The organism is Novosphingobium capsulatum NBRC 12533 (assembly GCF_001598375.1).
Taxonomy (GTDB): Bacteria; Pseudomonadota; Alphaproteobacteria; order Sphingomonadales; family Sphingomonadaceae; genus Novosphingobium; species Novosphingobium capsulatum.
Genome location: NZ_BCYV01000006.1, coordinates 183,308 through 200,943 on the forward strand (window position 1 = coordinate 183,308; position 17,636 = coordinate 200,943).

The 17,636-nt window shown below is 67.1% G+C and carries 16 protein-coding genes; 7 read left to right on the forward strand and 9 right to left on the reverse strand.

What is annotated here, in order from left to right; translation table 11 throughout:
- The first annotated feature begins 50 nt into the window (after nucleotides 1-50).
- Nucleotides 51-611 (forward strand): DoxX family protein, encoded by a 561-nt coding sequence (locus SCA01S_RS04525; protein WP_084390769.1) that lies wholly within the window; start codon nucleotides 51-53, stop codon nucleotides 609-611.
- 57 nt (nucleotides 612-668) lie between these two features.
- On the opposite strand, the gene SCA01S_RS04530 is transcribed toward SCA01S_RS04525, so the two are convergent.
- Nucleotides 669-1,085: a hypothetical protein gene (locus tag SCA01S_RS04530; protein ID WP_062783348.1), complete on the reverse strand. Its 417-nt coding sequence runs from the start codon at nucleotides 1,083-1,085 to the stop codon at nucleotides 669-671.
- Between the two features lie 197 nt (nucleotides 1,086-1,282).
- Between SCA01S_RS04530 and SCA01S_RS04535 the strand changes: the two genes are divergently transcribed.
- On the forward strand, nucleotides 1,283-2,299 hold the full coding sequence (locus tag SCA01S_RS04535) for an adenosine kinase (protein WP_022674531.1): 1,017 nt from the start codon (nucleotides 1,283-1,285) through the stop codon (nucleotides 2,297-2,299).
- 88 nt (nucleotides 2,300-2,387) lie between these two features.
- Here SCA01S_RS04535 and SCA01S_RS04540 read toward each other — a convergent pair whose 3' ends face one another.
- The 5 genes from SCA01S_RS04540 to SCA01S_RS04560 form a co-directional block, all read right to left on the reverse strand.
- Complete coding sequence (locus tag SCA01S_RS04540; RefSeq protein ID WP_062783351.1) at nucleotides 2,388-3,629, reverse strand: NAD(P)/FAD-dependent oxidoreductase; 1,242 nt, start codon at nucleotides 3,627-3,629, stop codon at nucleotides 2,388-2,390.
- Nucleotides 3,630-3,712: 83 nt separating this feature from the next.
- Nucleotides 3,713-8,446 (reverse strand): NAD-glutamate dehydrogenase domain-containing protein, encoded by a 4,734-nt coding sequence (locus tag SCA01S_RS04545; RefSeq protein WP_084390790.1) that lies wholly within the window; start codon nucleotides 8,444-8,446, stop codon nucleotides 3,713-3,715.
- A 172-nt stretch (nucleotides 8,447-8,618) separates the two neighbouring features.
- Nucleotides 8,619-9,614 carry an LLM class flavin-dependent oxidoreductase gene (locus SCA01S_RS04550; protein ID WP_062783354.1) on the reverse strand — a complete coding sequence of 332 codons (996 nt, stop codon included), beginning with the start codon at nucleotides 9,612-9,614 and terminating at the stop codon, nucleotides 8,619-8,621.
- Nucleotides 9,611-10,525, reverse strand: a complete 915-nt coding sequence (locus SCA01S_RS04555) for a tetratricopeptide repeat protein (protein WP_062783357.1) — start codon at nucleotides 10,523-10,525, stop codon at nucleotides 9,611-9,613. The genes SCA01S_RS04550 and SCA01S_RS04555 overlap by 4 nt, the downstream gene beginning before the upstream one ends.
- Nucleotides 10,526-10,538: 13 nt before the next feature.
- On the reverse strand, nucleotides 10,539-11,285 hold the full coding sequence (locus SCA01S_RS04560) for an alpha/beta fold hydrolase (RefSeq protein WP_062783360.1): 747 nt from the start codon (nucleotides 11,283-11,285) through the stop codon (nucleotides 10,539-10,541).
- Between the two features lie 80 nt (nucleotides 11,286-11,365).
- Between SCA01S_RS04560 and erpA the strand changes: the two genes are divergently transcribed.
- The 5 genes from erpA (at nucleotide 11,366) to SCA01S_RS04580 (ending at nucleotide 13,983) form a co-directional block, all read left to right on the forward strand.
- The gene (gene erpA, locus SCA01S_RS04565) at nucleotides 11,366-11,698 is read left to right on the forward strand and encodes an iron-sulfur cluster insertion protein ErpA (protein WP_022674525.1); all 333 of its coding nucleotides are present in this window, start codon (nucleotides 11,366-11,368) and stop codon (nucleotides 11,696-11,698) included.
- Complete coding sequence (gene xth, locus SCA01S_RS04570; protein ID WP_062783363.1) at nucleotides 11,695-12,495, forward strand: exodeoxyribonuclease III; 801 nt, start codon at nucleotides 11,695-11,697, stop codon at nucleotides 12,493-12,495. The genes erpA and xth overlap by 4 nt, the downstream gene beginning before the upstream one ends.
- A 142-nt stretch (nucleotides 12,496-12,637) precedes the next feature.
- A complete protein-coding gene (locus SCA01S_RS22070; protein ID WP_156306527.1) occupies nucleotides 12,638-12,790 on the forward strand; it encodes a hypothetical protein in 153 nt (50 codons plus the stop codon).
- Nucleotides 12,787-13,482, forward strand: a complete 696-nt coding sequence (gene msrA, locus SCA01S_RS04575) for a peptide-methionine (S)-S-oxide reductase MsrA (RefSeq protein WP_084390770.1) — start codon at nucleotides 12,787-12,789, stop codon at nucleotides 13,480-13,482. The genes SCA01S_RS22070 and msrA overlap by 4 nt, the downstream gene beginning before the upstream one ends.
- A 36-nt stretch (nucleotides 13,483-13,518) precedes the next feature.
- The gene (locus SCA01S_RS04580; RefSeq protein WP_022674521.1) at nucleotides 13,519-13,983 is read left to right on the forward strand and encodes a Fur family transcriptional regulator; all 465 of its coding nucleotides are present in this window, start codon (nucleotides 13,519-13,521) and stop codon (nucleotides 13,981-13,983) included.
- Between the two features lie 208 nt (nucleotides 13,984-14,191).
- Here SCA01S_RS04580 and ppa read toward each other — a convergent pair whose 3' ends face one another.
- The 3 genes from ppa to SCA01S_RS04595 form a co-directional block, all read right to left on the reverse strand.
- On the reverse strand, nucleotides 14,192-14,746 hold the full coding sequence (ppa, locus tag SCA01S_RS04585) for an inorganic diphosphatase (protein WP_062783366.1): 555 nt from the start codon (nucleotides 14,744-14,746) through the stop codon (nucleotides 14,192-14,194).
- Nucleotides 14,747-14,868: 122 nt separating this feature from the next.
- Nucleotides 14,869-15,546 (reverse strand): DUF1345 domain-containing protein, encoded by a 678-nt coding sequence (locus SCA01S_RS04590; RefSeq protein WP_062783369.1) that lies wholly within the window; start codon nucleotides 15,544-15,546, stop codon nucleotides 14,869-14,871.
- The gene (locus tag SCA01S_RS04595; protein ID WP_062783684.1) at nucleotides 15,546-17,567 is read right to left on the reverse strand and encodes a M61 family metallopeptidase; all 2,022 of its coding nucleotides are present in this window, start codon (nucleotides 17,565-17,567) and stop codon (nucleotides 15,546-15,548) included. The genes SCA01S_RS04590 and SCA01S_RS04595 overlap by 1 nt, the downstream gene beginning before the upstream one ends.
- Between the last annotated feature and the right edge of the window lie 69 nt (nucleotides 17,568-17,636).

Here is a 17,636-nt window from a genome sequence, read left to right on the forward strand (position 1 = left end):
GTAACCTCATCGGAGGACGGGGGTGGACACTGGCATGGAAAGGTACGCCCATGAACACCATCGCGGCCTTGGCAGGGCGAATCCTGCTGTCGCTTCTTTTCATTATATCTGGCATGGGAAAGCTGTTTGACGTCAGCGGCACGCAAGTGGCGCTCGCCGGTGTCGGCCTGACGCCCGATCTGGCGCTGCCCGTCGGGCTGTTCGAGCTGATCGGCGGGTTGGCGCTGATGTTCGGCGTGGCCACGCGGATCTTTGCCGTGCTGCTGGCCGGCTTTACCCTGCTGACCATACTGTTCTTCCACCACAACCTGCTCGATCATACGCAGGTGGTCGAAGCGCTCAAGAACCTGGCGATTGCCGGCGGCCTGCTGGCGCTGTTCGCCCACCGCCAGGTGGCGTGGAGCTATGACGGGCTGCGGAACCGTCGTGATCGCGAGAGCGCCGCGCGTGACGCGGAAATGCGCGCGGCGCGGGCGGAAGGCCGGGCCGAGGCGCTGTCTGAAATGCCCGTGGTGGAAACGCCGGCCACGCGCGTGGAAACCATTACCGATGTCGATGGTCATCCCACCGGCACCGTGGCGGTCGCCCGCCGCAAGTGGTGGCAGGTCTGACCTGATCGCGCGGCATACCGGCCCGGCACGATGCCGCGGCCGGTATAGCCCCGCGGCTCAGGGGCGCTGGCGCAGGGCCGCGACGCAGGCGGCGCGGTCCACCTCGCGCCCATCGCCCCGCCGCGCATCGACATAGGTGGCGATGGGGCGGCCACCGCCCTGTGGCGGGTAGAGATAGGCATCGAGAATGCACGCGGTGCCGCTCCATTGCAGCTTGCGCGCGTCTTCTTCCTTGATGTCCAGCCGGGGCTGGCCGAACTGGCGCACCAGGCCTTCGGCATCGCTGCCGATCACGCCCTGCAATCCGGGGGCGATCTGGATGGTGGGGGCAGGGCGCGGCTGCGGCGCGGGCAGATGCGTGGACGGCCGGCCGCCCGGCGTGCGGCCTGGCGCGGGCAAGCGCCCGGGACCCTTGCTGCTCGGCACGGCGCCGCTGCACCCGGCCAACAGCGCCGCGCCGATGGCGGCGGCCATCCATGCCCGCCACGCAGGGCGGGCGGAAGCGTTCGCGAAAGGGCTGGGAAGGGCGGCGACCGGAACAGGGCGTAACATGGCGCGGTGATGGCGCGGCGCGGGCGCGGATGCAAGCCAACGCATGCAGCCTTGCGGCCGGCCGACGCTGCGGGTAGGCGGCAGGGTTATTGCCTTCCCCATTCGTTGCGAAAGAGACCATGGCCGACACTTCCGCCGCCCAACCCGCCGTAGCGCGCCGTTTTGACGTCATTGCCATCGGCAATGCCATCGTCGACGTCATGGCCCCTGCCACCGACGATGCGATTGCCGAACTGGGCCTCGCCAAGGGCGGGATGACCCTGGTCGACGCCGAACGCGCTGCCGCGCTCTATGCCGCGATGGGCCCGGCGCGCGAAATCTCTGGCGGTTCGGCCGCCAATACGCTGGCCGGCCTCGCCGCGCTGGGCGCCTCGTGCGCGTTCATCGGCCAGGTGGCCGATGACCAGTTCGGCCGGGTCTTTGCCCACGATATCCGCGCCGGCAAGATCGCCTTCGATACGGCTGCACGTGCGGGTGATCCGCCCACGGCGCAGTGCCTGATTTTCGTGACGCCCGATGGCCAGCGCACGATGAACACGTTCCTGGGCGCTTCGCAGTTCCTGCCGGCGGCCGCGCTGGATGAAGGCGTCATCGCTGCATCGGGCGTGCTCTATCTCGAAGGCTATCTGTGGGACCCGGAAGAGCCCCGCGCCGCCATGCGCAAGGCGATCGCCGCGGCGCGCGCCGCTGGCACGCAGGTGGCCTTCACCCTGTCGGATGCCTTTGTCATCTCGCGCCATGGCGATGATTTCCGCGCGCTGATCGCCGATGGCATGATCGATATCCTGTTCGCCAACGAGCACGAACTGGCCGCGCTGACCGGGCATGACGACTTTCACGATGGCATGGCCGCGCTCAGCGGCAAGGTGCCCACGCTGGTCGTCACGCGTGGCGCGCAGGGCGCCCATGCCTGCCACGCCGGCGAGGAAGCCCATGTTTCGGCCCAGCCGATCGACAAGGTGGTCGACACCACGGGTGCGGGCGATCTGTTTGCCGCCGGGTTCCTCTATGGCCATGTGCGCGGGCTGCCGCTCGCTGAAAGTCTGCGCCTGGGCGCGGTCTGCGCGGCTGAGATCATCTCGCACTATGGCGCCCGCCCCGAAGCCGATCTCAAGGCGCTGACCGGGCTGGCCTGATCACAAGATCTTTTACACAAAGCCACGAAGCCGCCAAGGAAACCACAGTTTCTCTTTGTGCCTTCGTGGCTTCGTGTGAATGACGTTCTTACAACATGTCTTTCAGCGGCACGCTGGCATCGGCCAGGCGCTCTGCCGCGATCTGCGAACGCGCTTCCACCAGTTTCTTGCCCTGGACATAGTCCTTGACCATGTTCACGCAATCGAGCGCGATCACCTTGCCCTGCTTGAGATAGACCACCGAAAAGCTGCGCGTGGCCGGATCGCCGCGCAGCACGGCGAGATCATGGCCGGTCGACAGGCCCACGGTCTGCAGGCGCAAGTCATACTGGTTGGACCAGAACCACGGCGTGGCCTTGTACGGCACCAGCGTGCCACAGATCGCCTTGGCGGCCGTGGTCGCCTGGTCGTTGGCATTCTGCACCGATTCCAGGCGGATCACCGCGCCATCGGCAAAATCGTTGGCATGGGCGGCGCAATCGCCGATCGCATAGATATGCGGCAGCGACGTGCGGCAATATTCGTCCACGTCCACCCCGTTGCCTCCGGCGGCGCCAGCGGCCAGCAGCGGGCCAACCTGGGGAATGATGCCGATACCCACGATCACCAGATCGGCCGGCAGCACATGGCCATCGGCCAGGCGCACGCCGGTCACCTTGGTGCCATCGCCTTCCAGGCAATCGACCGCCACTTCGGTGCGCAGGTCAACGCCATGGGCGCGGTGCTCGTCCTGGTAAAAGGTGGACAGCGCCTCTCCGGCCACGCGCGCCAGCACGCGGGGCAAGGCTTCCAGCAGGGTGACATGGCAGCCCAGCTTGGTCAGCACCGCGGCTGCTTCCAGCCCGATATAGCCGCCGCCGATCACCACCGCACGCTTGGCCCCGGCGTCGAGCTCGGCCATCAGGCGATCGGCATCGGCGCGGGTGCGCACGCCGTGCACGCCGGCCAGATCGTGCCCGGCGCAGGACAGGCGCCGCGCGTCGCCGCCGGTGGCCCAGATCAGGTTGCCATAGCTGAGCGTGGCGCCATCGGCGGTGCGCAGGCTGCGCGCCTCGGGATCGACTGCGACCACTTCGTGGCCCAGCGCCATTTCCACGCCCTTGTCCTGCCAAAAAGCGCCAGGGCGGATCATGATCCGCTCGAACGTCTTGTCGCGGGCCAGGTATTCCTTGGACAGCGGCGGGCGTTCATAGGGCAATTCGGGCTCGCGACCGATCACCAGGATCGATCCCTCAAAGCCGTTCTGCCGCAGGGCAATGGCCGCCTGCGCGCCGCCATGGCCTGCGCCGACGATCACCACATCTGCAAAACCGGCCTCGAATGTACCCATGAAGTCCTCCTCTCGCGTGGGGAGGAGGGTTGTGGACAAATGGTGCGGCGCGTCAAGCGCGCCGCACCATTAATTTACGTCATTCAACGCAGCAGCAGGCTGCGCGCCTGGCTGGCGATCTGGGCCAGCATGGCCGGGGTTACCGCTGCGGTTGCCTGGGCGCGGGCGATCAGGCTGCGCAGCTGGCGCACGGGATCGGCCTTGGCCTTGAGCCACTGATGCGCGCTGGCATCGGGATTGCTGCCGCCCATGCGGCGCAGGAATTCCATGCGCATCTGCTGGAAATCACGGGCCAGGCCAGCCACCAGCAGGCGCTCCCACGGATCGGACGGGTTCATCCGTGCGGCCGTCTGCTGGGCCCAGTCGATCCCGAGGTTGGCCCCCAGATCGGCAAAGGCGCCGGTCAGCACCACCGCGTCCACATCCAGCTCGTCGGCCAGGTGCGCCAGGCCGATCGCGCCATCCAGATCGAACAGATGCACCACGCGGTCAGCCACGTCCTGCGGCGTGCCTGCATCGGTCAGTTCCTGGCCCAGCCGCCGGGCCTGCGCCTGCGCTTCGCCGCGCAGCAGTTCGGCCGTGGTGTGCGACAGCCGGCCCACCCCGCCGCACAGATCCTCGATCAGGGCGTCGGGCTTGAGCGTGCCATGGCACGAGCGCAGCACATCGGCGATGTGCCCACGCAGCGCCTGCGCGGTGCGTTCGAACAGCGACAGGCGCAGTGCCTCGCCCATCGGCGCGGTATCGAGCAGCGCCCAGGTTTCCGCCAGGCCGAGCAGGCGCTCTGCCGCCACGAATGCCGCAGCGACCTGGGCCAGGGTCATCCCTTCTTCTTCGGCCAGCTCGAACGGGTGCACCGGGCCAAGCCGGTTGACGATGCGGTTGGCCAGCTTGGTCGCGATGATTTCGCGGCGCAGGCGGTGATGCACGATATCGGTCTCGAACGTCTCGCGCATCGCGGCGGGGAAGGCGCCGAGCAGTTCTTCTTCCAGCACCGGATCGTCAACCACCGGGCTTTCTTCCAGCGCGCGCTGCAAGACCAGCTTGGTGGAAGATACCAGCACGGCCAGTTCGGGCCGGGTCAGCCCCATGCCGGCCGCCGCGCGGCGGGCATAGTCATCCGACGGCGCTAGCCCTTCGGTCTTGCGATCGAGATCGCCACTTTCTTCCAGCACGTCGATCAGTCGGGTCAGCGCCGGCACCGCCTGCGTGCCGCCCCGCTCGGCGATGGACAGGCCCAGCGCCTGCAGGCGGTTGTCCTCCAGCACCAGGTGCGCCACCGCGTCGGTCATGCTGGACAGCAGGGCGACGCGGCCATCCTCGTCCAGGCGGCCGGCGCGCTTGGCACTGGCCAGCGCGATCTTGATGTTGACCTCGTTGTCCGAACAATCGACGCCGGCCGAATTGTCGATGAAGTCGGTGTTCACGCGGCCACCGTGCAGGGCATATTCGATGCGCGCGGCCTGGGTCATGCCCAGGTTGGCGCCTTCGCCGATCACCCGCGCGCGCACTTCGTTGGCCGAAATGCGATAGGCATCGTTGGCCGGATCGCCGACGTTGACGTTCGCCTCGCTCGACGCCTTGAGATAGGTGCCGATGCCGCCAAACCACAGCAGGTCGACCGGCGCCTGGAGGATCAGCGCGATCAGCGTGTCGGGATCGAGTTCGTCGACCGCAACGCCGAGGATCGCCTGGACCTGCGGGCTGAGCGGAATGGCCTTGAGGCTGCGCGGGAACACGCCGCCGCCTTGCGAAATCAGGCTCTTGTCATAATCGTCCCAGCTCGACCGGGGCAGCGCGAACATGCGCGCGCGCTCTTCCCAGCTCTTGGCCGGATCGGGATCGGGATCGAGGAACACATGGCGATGATCGAACGCCGCCACGATCTTGAGCGACTTGGACAAGAGCATGCCGTTGCCGAACACGTCGCCCGACATGTCGCCCACGCCGACCACGCGCACAGGGTCGGTCTGCACATCGACGCCCAGTTCCAGGAAGTGGCGCTGAACCGACAGCCAGGCACCCTTGGCGGTAATGCCCATCGCCTTGTGGTCATAGCCCTTGGAACCGCCGCTGGCGAAGGCGTCGTCCAGCCAGAAGTTGCGCTCGGCCGCGATCGCATTGGCCACGTCGGAAAACGTCGCCGTGCCCTTGTCTGCGGCGACCACGAAATAGGGGTCTTCGCCGTCGCGGATCAGCACGCCTTCGGGATGGACCACGGCGCCATCGACGATGTTGTCGGTGATCGACAGCAGCGTGCGGATGAACACCTGATAGCTCGTCTTGCCCTCGGCCAGCCAGGCTTCGCGCTCGCGCACGGGATCGGGCAACTGCTTGGGATAAAAGCCGCCTTTGGCCCCGGTCGGCACGATCACCGCGTTCTTCACGCGCTGCGCCTTCATCAGGCCGAGGATTTCGGTGCGGAAATCGTCGCGGCGGTCAGACCAGCGCAGGCCACCGCGCGCCACTGGCCCGGCGCGCAGGTGAATGCCTTCCACTCGCGGCGAATAGACGAAGATTTCGCGCCACGGCACCGGCTTGGGCAGGCCGGGCACCAGCGCCGAATCGATCTTGAAAGCCACTGCCTCGGCCGCTGCCGGGGCAAAGGCATTGGTGCGCAGGATCGCCTCGACCAGTGCGCGGAAGCTGCGCAGCAGGCGGTCGTCGTTGATCGCGGCGACCTGGCCCAGGCCCGTGCGGATCTGCTCGGCCGCGGCCTCGCCGCCGTGCTTGCGGTCACCGGCAAAGGCGGGATCGTGGCGGGCGCGGAAGAAGCCGATGAGGCCACGCGTGACGTCGGGCGCGTTCTTGAGCGCGTCGACGACGGTGGCGATGCCAAAGGTCATGCCGGCCTGGCGCAGATAGCGATACCAGGCGCGCAGCCAGTTGGCCTCGGTCGCGGTCAGGCCCACGGCCACGATCAGGCGATTGAACGCATCATCCTCGGCCACGCCGTTGAGCACGGCGGCCAGCGATTCCTCGATCGCCGTCGCGCGCGCCAGCAGCGCCTCGGGCGTGGTATCGGCGGGGTGGGCAACCAGGAAATCGTGGATGAAGCCCAGCTTGCCATGGTCGAGCGCGGTGGGCACTTCTTCCAGCGCGCGGAAGCCGAAGTTTTCCAGCACCGGCACGGCATCGGACAGCACGATCGCGCCTTCGCGCTGATAGAGCTTGAGCCGCAGAGCCGATTCGCCGCTCAGCCGGTGCAGCCGCACGGCGCGACGTGGCGCATCGTCAGCCGTCAGCGCGCGCAGCACGCGGATATCGCCTGCGGCCTCTGCCGCGCCATAGCCGGCGCGATAGCCCACGGGGAACGCCGGGGCATAGCGCGAGGCGATCGCGGCGGCACGGGTCGGTTCCTCGGTCTTGGCCAGTTCGGCTTCCACCGCCGCTTCCCAGCCGCGCACCAGGGTCTGGAATGCGGCGTCGAGCGCTGCTTCGTCGATCCCTTCGCCGTCGTCGGCAAGCGTGTCTTCCTCGCCGCGCATGTCGATGGCAAAGCGGGTCAGCGCCAGGGTGCTGCCTTCGACCTGCAGGCTCCAATCGAGCACCTGGCCGCCTGTGGCCTGCTCCAGCATCTGCGCGACCTGTTCACGCACTTGCGTCGATTGGCTGTCGCGCGGCTGCCAGACGAATGCATAGAGATGCCGCTCCAGCGGCGCGCGCACCAGCGCCAGGCGCGGGCGCGGGCGATCGACCAGCACCATCATGGTGGTGGCGATGCGTTCCAGATCGGCATCGGAAAAGCTGATCAGCAGATCGTGCGGCAGCGCCGTCAGCGCGTGTACCAGCGCCTTGCCGGCATGGCCGGCCGGATCGAAGCCCAGCTTCTTCATCAGCGTATCGAGCTGGCTGCGCATGCGCGGCACGCGATCGGGCGTGGCCGCCAGGGCAGAGCTGGTCCATACCCCGGCGTGAACCGACAGCGCGGTGATCCTGCCACCCTCGCTCACCGGCACCAGGAACAGGTCGAGCGGCACCTGGCGGTGCACCAGGGCAATGCGGTTGGCCTTGACGATCAGCGGGATGCGCACCGCGTCTTCGCCGCGCGTGCCGATCTTGTCGAACCAGGCAAAGGCGCGGGCATAAGAGGCATCGGACAAGAGCGGCGCATCGGTGGCGCGGCAGATGCCCAGCGCCTCGGTCACGGTGCCATCGCGGTGGCGGGTGACGTGGCCCAGCTGGGTCAGCATGCCATCGGCCAGCCAGCGCAGCAGCGCGGCGCCTTCGGAATCGGGCAGGCCGCGCGCATCATGCTGCATCAGGCCCTGCATCTGCGGCCAATCGGCCACCGCGGCGTGGACATCGGCCAGCGTCGCGCTCAGCGCGGCGGCCAGCTCGCGGCGGGCCTTGGCATCGGCCCGCTCGGTTTCCAGGTAGATCATGGATTCGCGTAGCTCGCCGATCGCCTCGCCGCTCGGCAGGTCGATCAGCGCGCCATGCGGATCGCGCCGCACCGCCAGCACGGGGTGCAGCAGCTTTTCGATGGTCAGGCCCTGCGCGGTGATCGTTGCCGCGATCGAATCCACCAGGAACGGCATGTCGTCGTTGATCACGGCAATGCGCAGCGCGCGCTGCCCGCCCATCGATTCGATCGCCACGGCGGCATCGGGCCCCTGGCGCAGGGCGGCGGTGGCCAGGGTGAAGCGGGCGGCCTCGGTCAGGCGCTCCCCGGTAAAGTCCGCCTCGTCACCAGGCAGCAAGGCGCCGGCCAGGCGCGCAGCCAGGGCTGAAACCAGATGCTCGGCATCGGGCCCGCCCCCGCCTGCCCCGGCTGAGGGCGTGACTGGGGCATTGGGATCAATCGTGCTCGCCATGGCGTTCGCTTCCTGCATTCCCGGGCGGGTCGGGTTCATATGCCCGCCGTTTCGTTATCGTTGGCTGGGTGGTAACGAATGAAACCTGAATTGAAAACCGCCGCTCTGACGTCGCGGGGTCGGAAACCGCTGGTGATGGCATGAAAGCCTCACCATCGCCCTCATCTGCCCCTTAGGTATTCGCCGCAGCCGGCATCAGCGCATCCATGGTGAGCCTGAGCGAGCGGCGGCGCAAGGCCGGATCGAACGTGGCCCCGGCCACGATCAGCTCATCGGCGCCGGTGCGGTGTTGAAAGGCTTCCAGCCCGGCGCGCACCGTGGCGGGGCTGCCGATCGCGCTCACCTGCCGGAAATGGTCGAGCGTCGCCAGTTGCGGGCCGGCCAGCGTCTCGCGATAGCCGGCGATTGGCGGCGGCAGGCGCCCGGGATCGCCGCTGCGCAGCCGCACGAACGACTGGTCCTGGCTGCTCGCCAGGAACTGCGCCTCTTCATCGCTGGGCGCGCAGAGCACATTGATCGCCGCCATGACATAGGGCTGTTCGAGGCTGGCAGAAGGCTGGAACCGCTCACGATAGAGCTTGATCGCGCCGTCGAGATGATCGGGCGCGAAGTGGCTGGCAAAGGCATAGGGCAGGCCCAGCATGGCGGCCAGTTGTGCGCCGAACAGGCTCGACCCCAGGATCCACAGATCGACCGGGGCGCCATGGCCGGGCGTGGCAGCCAGTGGCAGGCGCGCATCGCCGGCAAACTGGGCCTGGAGTTCGACCACGTCGGCCGGGAAATCCTCGGCCGCGCGGTTCACATCCTTGCGCAGCGCGCGCACGATGCGCTGGTCGGCACCGGGCGCGCGGCCCAGCCCCAGGTCGATGCGGCCGGGATAGAGCGCATCAAGCGCGCCGAACTGTTCGGCAATCACCAGCGGGTTGTGGTTGGGCAGCATGATGCCGCCCGCGCCCAGCCGGATGGTCTGGGTGTGGTGCCCGACATGGGCCAGCACGACTGAGACCGCCGCGCCGGCAATGCCGGGCATGCCGTGGTGTTCGGCCACCCAATAGCGGTGATAGCCGGCCTCTTCGGCGGCCTTGGCCAGCAGCGCGGCATCGGCCATGGCCTGGGGGATGGTGCCGCCCTCGATCACCGGCACCAGATCGAGAACGGACAGTTTCATCGGGTAATTTCCTCATCCTGGCCCGGCTTGGGCGGAACAGGACTGGATGTGGGGGCCGCGCCGATCTGTTCAAGGTAGCCACGGGCAACGCGGGCCTCGTCGCTGGCGGGAGACATCGCCACCACCGATTGCCACGATTGCTTTGCGGCATCCTCGCGGTTGCCCAGCATGGCGATCACGCCGGCTTCCACGCCCACGGCGGGATCGCGCGGGGACAGGCGCGCGGCCTCTTCGATATCGTGCTGCGCGGCGGCGAGGTTCTTGTCGCGGCGATAGAGCGTGGCCGACAGCAGCCAGCCTTCGGCATTCTGCGGCGCGAGTTCGTGCGACTTGGCGAGTGCGGCCATGGCATCCGCGTTGCGGTTGAGCGCCACCAGGGCGCGGGCGCGGTCATCCTGGATCGCGGCCATGGCCAGATTGTCGGCAAAGCCGTGCACCACGGTGGCGCGATCCAGCCAGGTCAAGGCATCCTGCGGCTTGCCAGCGGCCAGCGCGGCATTGCCGGCCATCGCCATCAGCGGCACCGCGCCCACCGCCTGGGCTTCGGGGATCAGGCCCACGGCATCGCCAAAGGCGGCCACGGCGCCATCGAAATCGCCCTGCTGGCTCAGCATCATGCCCAGGCACTGGTTGGCGCGCACGCGTTCCGACGGCAGCTTCACTTCGTCCAGCCAATGCCGCGCCAGGCTGATCGCCAGGCCGGGATTGCTGCGCCCCACGGTCAGGCAGTCGGCCAGGCGATCATGCTTTTCCGGGGCCGGCTCGGCCTCGTTCCCGCTGGCGGCATTGCGGCGGCGGCCGGGCGTGGGCAGGGCGCCGAATTCCATCGGCCGGGGATTGGGCCCAACCTGATGCGCCACCGGCGCGGGCAGGGCGGGAGAGGCAAGCAGGGCGGCAGCGGCCAGGAGCATGGGGGGTATCGCTCTATTCGGACAGAAGCTGGGTCAGCGTGGCGAGCAGCACGGCAATGTCCTGCGGCCGCGACAGGCGGTGGTCGCCGTCCTTGATCAGGTGGACCTGCACATCGGCTGAACGCAGGGCCGCGGCGAGGCGCAGCGCGATGTTCCACGGCACATCGGCATCGGCCTGGCCATGGATCAGGCGCACGGCGCCATCGAATGGAACGGTATCGTTCAATTGCAACAGGGCCTGGCCATCCGCCCAGAACGCGGCATGGGTTGGCGTGGGTTCGGGGCCATAGGGATTGTCTTCAAGGATCGTCTCGCCCGCCGCCAGCGCGGCCTGCTGATCGGCATCATAGCCCCAGGTGGTGAAATCGGGGGCAGCGGCGAGGCCCACCAGCGCGCGCGCCTTGGTGCCCAGCGCCTGCGCCACCAGCAGCATGAGCCAGCCGCCCATGCTCGACCCGATCAGCACCACTGCGTCGAGATCATGCGCCGCGACCAGCGCCACGACCTCGTCCCGCCAGCGCGACAGCGTGCCTTGGGCAAATTCGCCTTCCGACAGGCCGCAGCCGGAATAATCGAGCAACAGGCAGGCACGCCCCTGTGCCACCGCCCAATCCATCACCGCCTGGGCCTTTCCCCCCGCCATGTCTGACATGTAGCCGGGCAGGAACACCAGCGCCGGGCCAGTGCCGGGCACAAAGCGGGTGGCCAGGCGCAGGCCGTGCGGGCCGGGGATGAAGCGAGGGGGCAGCGGTGTGGTCATGGCGCTCGTGCTACCGATAGCGGGCGGCATATGTCCACAGGCACTTGAGCAGCCTGCCTGCCGCGCCTATCTCGCAAGGCATGAGCCAGCCCTCCATCATCCTCGCCCCCTCGGCCGCCGCGCGCGTGGCCACGATCGCCGCCAAGCAGGCCAAGCCCGCGATCCTGCGCCTGGCCGTGGAAGGGGGCGGCTGTTCGGGCTTTCAATACCGCTTTGGCCTGGCCGAGGCGGTCGAGGCTGACGATACCGTGGTGGAAACCGACGGCGTGCGCCTGGTGGTCGATGCGATGAGCCTCGATCTGGTTGGCGGGGCGACAGTCGATTATGTCGAATCGCTGGGCGGCGCGGCCTTCCGCGTGACCAATCCCAATGCCGCATCGGGCTGTGGCTGCGGCGCGAGTTTCTCGGTGTGAGCACCGCGCCCGCGCATACCCCGCTCAAGCTGGCCAGCTTCAACATCAACGGCATCAAGGCGCGCCTGCCGCGCCTGCTCGAATGGCTGGAGGAAACCCGGCCGCACGTGGCCTGCCTGCAGGAAATCAAGACGCAGGACGAAGGCTTTCCGGCGGCCGAGTTCGAGAAGATCGGCTATCACGCCATCTGGCACGGCCAGAAGGGCTTCAATGGCGTGGCGATCCTGGCCGACGGGCAAAAGCCGGTGGAAGTGCAGCGCGGCCTGGCCGGAGAGCCGGAGGACGAGCATTCCCGCTATCTCGAGGCCGATGTGTTCGGCGTGCGCGTGGTGTGCATCTACCTGCCCAACGGCAATCCCCAGCCTGGCCCCAAGTTCGATTACAAGCTGCGCTGGATGGACCGCCTGCACGCGCGCATGGACCAGATCTGGGCCGAGGAAGTGCCCGCCGCGATCCTGGGCGATTACAACGTGATCCCGCGTGAGAACGATATCTGGGACACGCGCGCCATGGCCGATGACGCGCTGATGCAGCCGCAATCGCGCGATGCCTATCACCGCCTGCTGGGCGCGGGATGGACCGACGCGATCGGCCTGCACCATCCGCAAGGCGGCGTCTGGACGTTCTGGGACTATCAGGCCGGTGCCTGGCAACGTGACCACGGCTTTCGCATCGATCACGCGCTGCTCAGCCCCGAACTGGCCGATCGGCTGGTGTCGGCCGGCGTCGACAAGGCCTATCGCGGGCGGGAAAAGGCCAGCGACCACGCCCCGGTGTGGGTGACCCTGCGGCCCTGATCCGGGCTAGGTTCACGCCGTTCGTCGAACAATATGCACGGTTGGGCAGTGATTTTCCGCCACATGGCCGATTTGGCACTAGGGCAAACGTCGCTTCTGTGCTAAGTGGCATTTTGAAACTGATTATTGCCGGAACTTCAACATGGGTTTGCTTCGCAAAGATTTCTTCCGTTCGCTCCTGGTTGGCTTCGCTATCGGCGCCGTCGCCATGGGGTTTACGGTGTTCAACGCGGCCCATGTCTTCGCGCCGGTTGCGGCGGCATCGGCCGCGCCGACCGTGGGGTCTGAGCAGTGAGCGCGCGCCGCTTTCTGGCATGGCCGGGGGCGGCATTTCCCGCACTGCTGGCGCTGGCCCTGTCGGCCTGCCTGCAGCCCGCCCATGCCGATGCGCCGGTCAAGGCGCCCCCTGCGGTGATTGCCGCCCATGAAACCCCCGGCCTCAAGACCGCGGTCTTTGCCGGTGGCTGCTATTGGGGAATGGAGGCGGTGTTCAGCCACCTGGTCGGCGTGACCAGTGTGGTGTCAGGCTTCGAGGGCGGCCGCGCTGCCGACGCGGATTACGAGACGGTGAGCACCGGCACGACCGGCCATGCCGAATCGATCCGCGTGACCTATGATCCCGCGCGCATCCGCTATGACCAGCTGCTCCAGGTCTTTTTCGGCGTGGCCAGCGATCCCACCCAGCTTGACCGGCAGGAACCCGATGTCGGCCCGCAATACCGCAACGCGCTGGTGCCGATCGGGCCGGAACAGGCCCGCGTGGCGCGTGCCTATGTGGCGCAGCTCAAGGCGCTCAAGCTGTGGCGCCAGCCGATCGTGACGCGCATCGAGCCGTGGCGCGGCTTCTATCCCGGCCCGGCCGAGCATCAGGACTTTGCCTTCCGCAATCCGCGCCATCCCTATATCCTGCGCTGGGACGTGGCGCGGGTGGATGCATTGCACCGCACGTTCCCGCAGTGGTGGAAGCCCGATTTCACGCAGCACTGATTTGCAACTGCGTGGGCAAATGCCTATCTCTGGGACATGGGTTCCCACCTTCATCATGACTATGCCGGCGAAGGCCTGGTTTCTGCCGCGCGCGAGGCGCTGACCGTTTCTGGCGAGCAGTGGACCGACATGCGCGCCGATGTCTTTGCCGCGCTTGCCGCGCAGGAACGTCCGGCCTCGGCCTATGACATTGCCGAAAGCGTGGGGCAGCGCCGGGGCAAGCGCGTGGCCGCCAACAGCGTCTATCGCATCCTCGACCTGTTCGTGCGCACCAACCTGGCGCGCCGGGTGGAAAGCGCCAATGCCTATGTTGCCAACAGCCACCCCGGCTGCCGCCACGATTGCATCTTCCTGATCTGCGACGCCTGCGGCCAGGTGACCCACATCGACAACGACAGCCTGACCGGCCACCTGCGCGAAGCTGCCCGCGACGCCGGCTTTGCCGACGTGCGCCCCGTGGTGGAAATCCGTGGCCGCTGCCAGGCCTGCGCCGCGGCTTGAGGCATCGGTAATTCGACGGCTGGCGTGGGACCCCGGATCAAGTCCGGGGTGACGAAAAATATAGTTGGCGTAAAAACTTATCGTCACCCCGGACTTGATCCGGGGTCCCGCTGATGGGCGGAAAACGTCGCGCAGCCAGAAACGAAAAGAGGCCAGAGTCGGTGCTGACCCTGGCCTCTTGTTCATGCCACTTGCGCGGAAGCGCGGCTTATTCGGCTGCGGCCTTGGCGGCCTTGGCTTCGTTGTAGCGGACAATGGCTTCGGTGGTGATGCGGCGGGCATCGTCGGCGCCGCCCCAGGTGCCCACGCGCACCCACTTTTCCTTTTCCAGGTCCTTGTAGTGGGTGAAGAAGTGCTCGATCTGCTTGAGCACGATCTCGGGCAGGTGATCCTTTTCCAGCACTTCGGTGTAGTAGGGGAAAGTCGAATCCACCGGCACGCAGACCAGCTTTTCGTCGCCGCCCTGTTCGTCTTCCAGGTTCAGCACCGCGATCGGGCGGGCACGCACGACGCAGCCGGGGATGAACGGCGAACGCGCGATCACCAGGGCATCGAGCGGATCACCATCGGGCGACAGGGTGTGCGGCACGAAGCCGTAGTTGGCCGGATAGCGCATCGGCGTGTGCAGGATGCGATCGACGAACAGCGCGCCCGAATCCTTGTCGAATTCATACTTCACCGGTTCGCCGCCAACCGGCACTTCGATGACCACGTTGAGGCTTTCGGGCGGATTGTCCCCGGTGGGGATAAGGTCGATGCGCATCGGTTCTGTCTTGCCTTGGTTCAGGCCCGCGCGGGGCCGGTTGTTGTTCGCAGTGCTACGCGCTCTAGCGCCGTGGCTGTTGCGCCGCAACAATACTTGTGATCGATAGCCCGCCGCTTTGGTTAACCCGCACCCAGCGCGTTGATGGTGAAAGCGATCACACCGATGTTGAAAACGAACGCGGCAAACGAATGCAGCGTGACGATGCGGCGGATCCGGCCGGAGGTGATCCCGGTGTCCGAAGTCTGGAACGTCATGCCCAAGGTGAATGAAAAATAGGCGAAATCGAAGTAGTCGGGAGTGTCGGTGCCGGGAAAGTCCAGCCCGCCGCGATCGCGCCCGTTGCTGTCATCGCGGGTATAGTAAAGATGGGCATAGTGCAGCCCATAGACCGTGTTGGCAAAAAGCCAGGTCAGCACCAGCGTCCCGATCAGCCGGAGCTTTGCCAGCGAATCGCCATGTGCCGCGCGGGGCAGCTCGCCGGCGATCGATGCCATCACCACTGCGGTCAGAACGGTGGTGATGCACAGCACCAGCACGCGGTTGGCATCGTTGTCCACCGCGCTTTGCCGCATCGTATCGGCATCGGCACAGCGCAGCAGTGGCACCAGCGACAACAGGAATGCCAGCGCCGCAAAATCAAAGCCCATGGCCAGCGAATCGGCCAGTTCGCCACTGTTGCGGGTGAGGGGATGCCACACCCACCACGCCCCGGTGCCGCCCATCAGCAGCACCAGGAACAGGATGAAGCGGGGTGGGGCCAGGCGGCCCAGATGCAGGCTTGGCCCGGCCCCTGACATCACTTGGCAGCCTTGCCCACGGGCAGCTTGCTGGCGTGCGGGGCCAGCAGCTTGTCCAGCCCGGTCGGTGCCGTGCCCGGCGCCGTGCGCACCAGCCACGGCCAGCGCAGGCCATCGGCATAGGTGATCGGCAGCGTGACAAAGCGATCGTCACGCTTGACCAGCAGTTCGATCGGGCGGCCGGCGCCGGGGTTGCCGGTCTTGGCATTGGTGATCGCGCCCTTGAGCTTGTCCGCGTCATAGGCGTCGCCGTTCACGGCCATCACCTGCATGCCCGAAACCAGCCCCGCCTTGAACGCCGGGCCATCCCAGCGCGAGGCGGTGACTTTGCCGTCCTTGTCCAGCGTCACGCCCAGCGAGTTGAACAGGCTGAGCACCTTGGCATCGGCCATGCGCGCCTTGTCATAGGGGTTGGGCTCGTCCTTGAATTCCAGCTTGTAGCCGCCGCGCTCGATCCCGCCGAGCGGCACCGGCTGGCCCGGCGTCTGCAGGCGGGTCTTGAGGAACGTGGCCCAGTCATAGGGATAGACGCCGTTGAGGGTCTTGACCACGTCATCGAATTCATAGGTCAGCACGCCCCAATCGCCGTCGCGCACGCCAAAGAACGCCTTGGCGAAATCATCCAGGCCCTTCTTGCCGCCGGTGCCATCGCGGATGATCTGGTCCGCTTCCAGCCACACCAGCGCGCCTTCGGTGTAATAGTCCTCGTTACGGGTAAGCGAGGAATAGGGCTTGGGCTTGCGGGCGGCGAAGATGGGATCCATCGTCGTGTCTTCCACCGAGCGCCAGTCGCGCCCGGCGGTCTGGGTGAACGTGCCGGCATAGTTGGCGAGGCTGCCCAAGACCACGTCCTTGCTCTGCACGCCCGAGCGTGCGGCCAGGACCAGGCCCCAGAACTGCGTCTGCCCTTCATAGACCCACAGCAGGTTGTCCTGCATCGGCTGGCGATAGTCGGGCGTCCACAGCTTGGCCGAGCGGCGATACTTGCCATCCCAGCTGTGGCTGAATTCGTGGGCGATCACGTTGCGGTCCCAGTCATAGGCGGCCCAGTCGGTCAGGCTCTTGGGTTCCTGCTGGTTTTCGCTGGAACGGTGGTGTTCCAGGCCGATGCTGCCCATGCGATCGGTCAGCGCGAGCAGGAAATCGTAGTGATCGAAATGGCGCGCGCCGAATGCGCCCACGGCTTCGTCGGCCAGGTTGCGATAGGCGGCCAGGTTTTCCGGCTTGATCGCCAGCAGCTCGGGCTTGTCGGCCACCAGATCGAAATAGACGTTGTGGCCCAGATCATGCCGCGCGGCATAGAGCCCGGCAAAGATCGGCGAATCGACCAGGGTTTCATAGTCGGTTTCGGCCCAGGTCACGGTATTGCCCGCGCCGCTCTGCGTCTTGCCATCCAGCGCGGTGAACACGGTCCAGCCCTGCGGGAAGCTGACGGTGGGACGCACCTTGATCTGCCGCACATAGTGACCGGCGGGATAGAGGCTCATCTTCTCCCACTGCACGTTGAGCATTTCGCGCGTAACGGTGATGCGGCCTTCGCTGTCGCGCAGCGGCGAGGTGTGGATGAAGCGGGCCACCACTTCGCTGGTGCCGGCGGGCAGGGGGATGTGGAACGCGTTCACTTCCACCGGGTCGCGGGTCCAGGCCAGCTTCTGGCCCTTGGCTTCAAACGTGATGCCGGCCAGCTCGGCCACGGGGCCGCGATTGCCATGCTCACCCGGCAGCCAGGCCGGCAGTTGCAGGATCAGTTCCTTGGCATCGGCCGCCACCGGCACGGTTTCCACCACCCGGAACGCCCCGGTGGCCAGATCGGTGGCATCGATCTGCAGCCCGATCGTGCCGGGATAGGGCACGTCCTGCGCATCGGGCACCCCATGAGCGATCGGCACTGCCATCGGGCGGCTGTTGCTCGCCGGCTGCACCTGCGCCAGCGCGGGCTGCGCCAGGATCAGGGTGGCAAGTGCCAAGGTGGACGTGGAAAGGGCGGAAAGCAGGCCAATGCCTTGGGGGGTTTTGCGCATGGCGCCTTTCATGCCGCCAAGCGGTCTCATCTGCAACGGCCAGATGGGCACAATACGCGGCGGATCGCC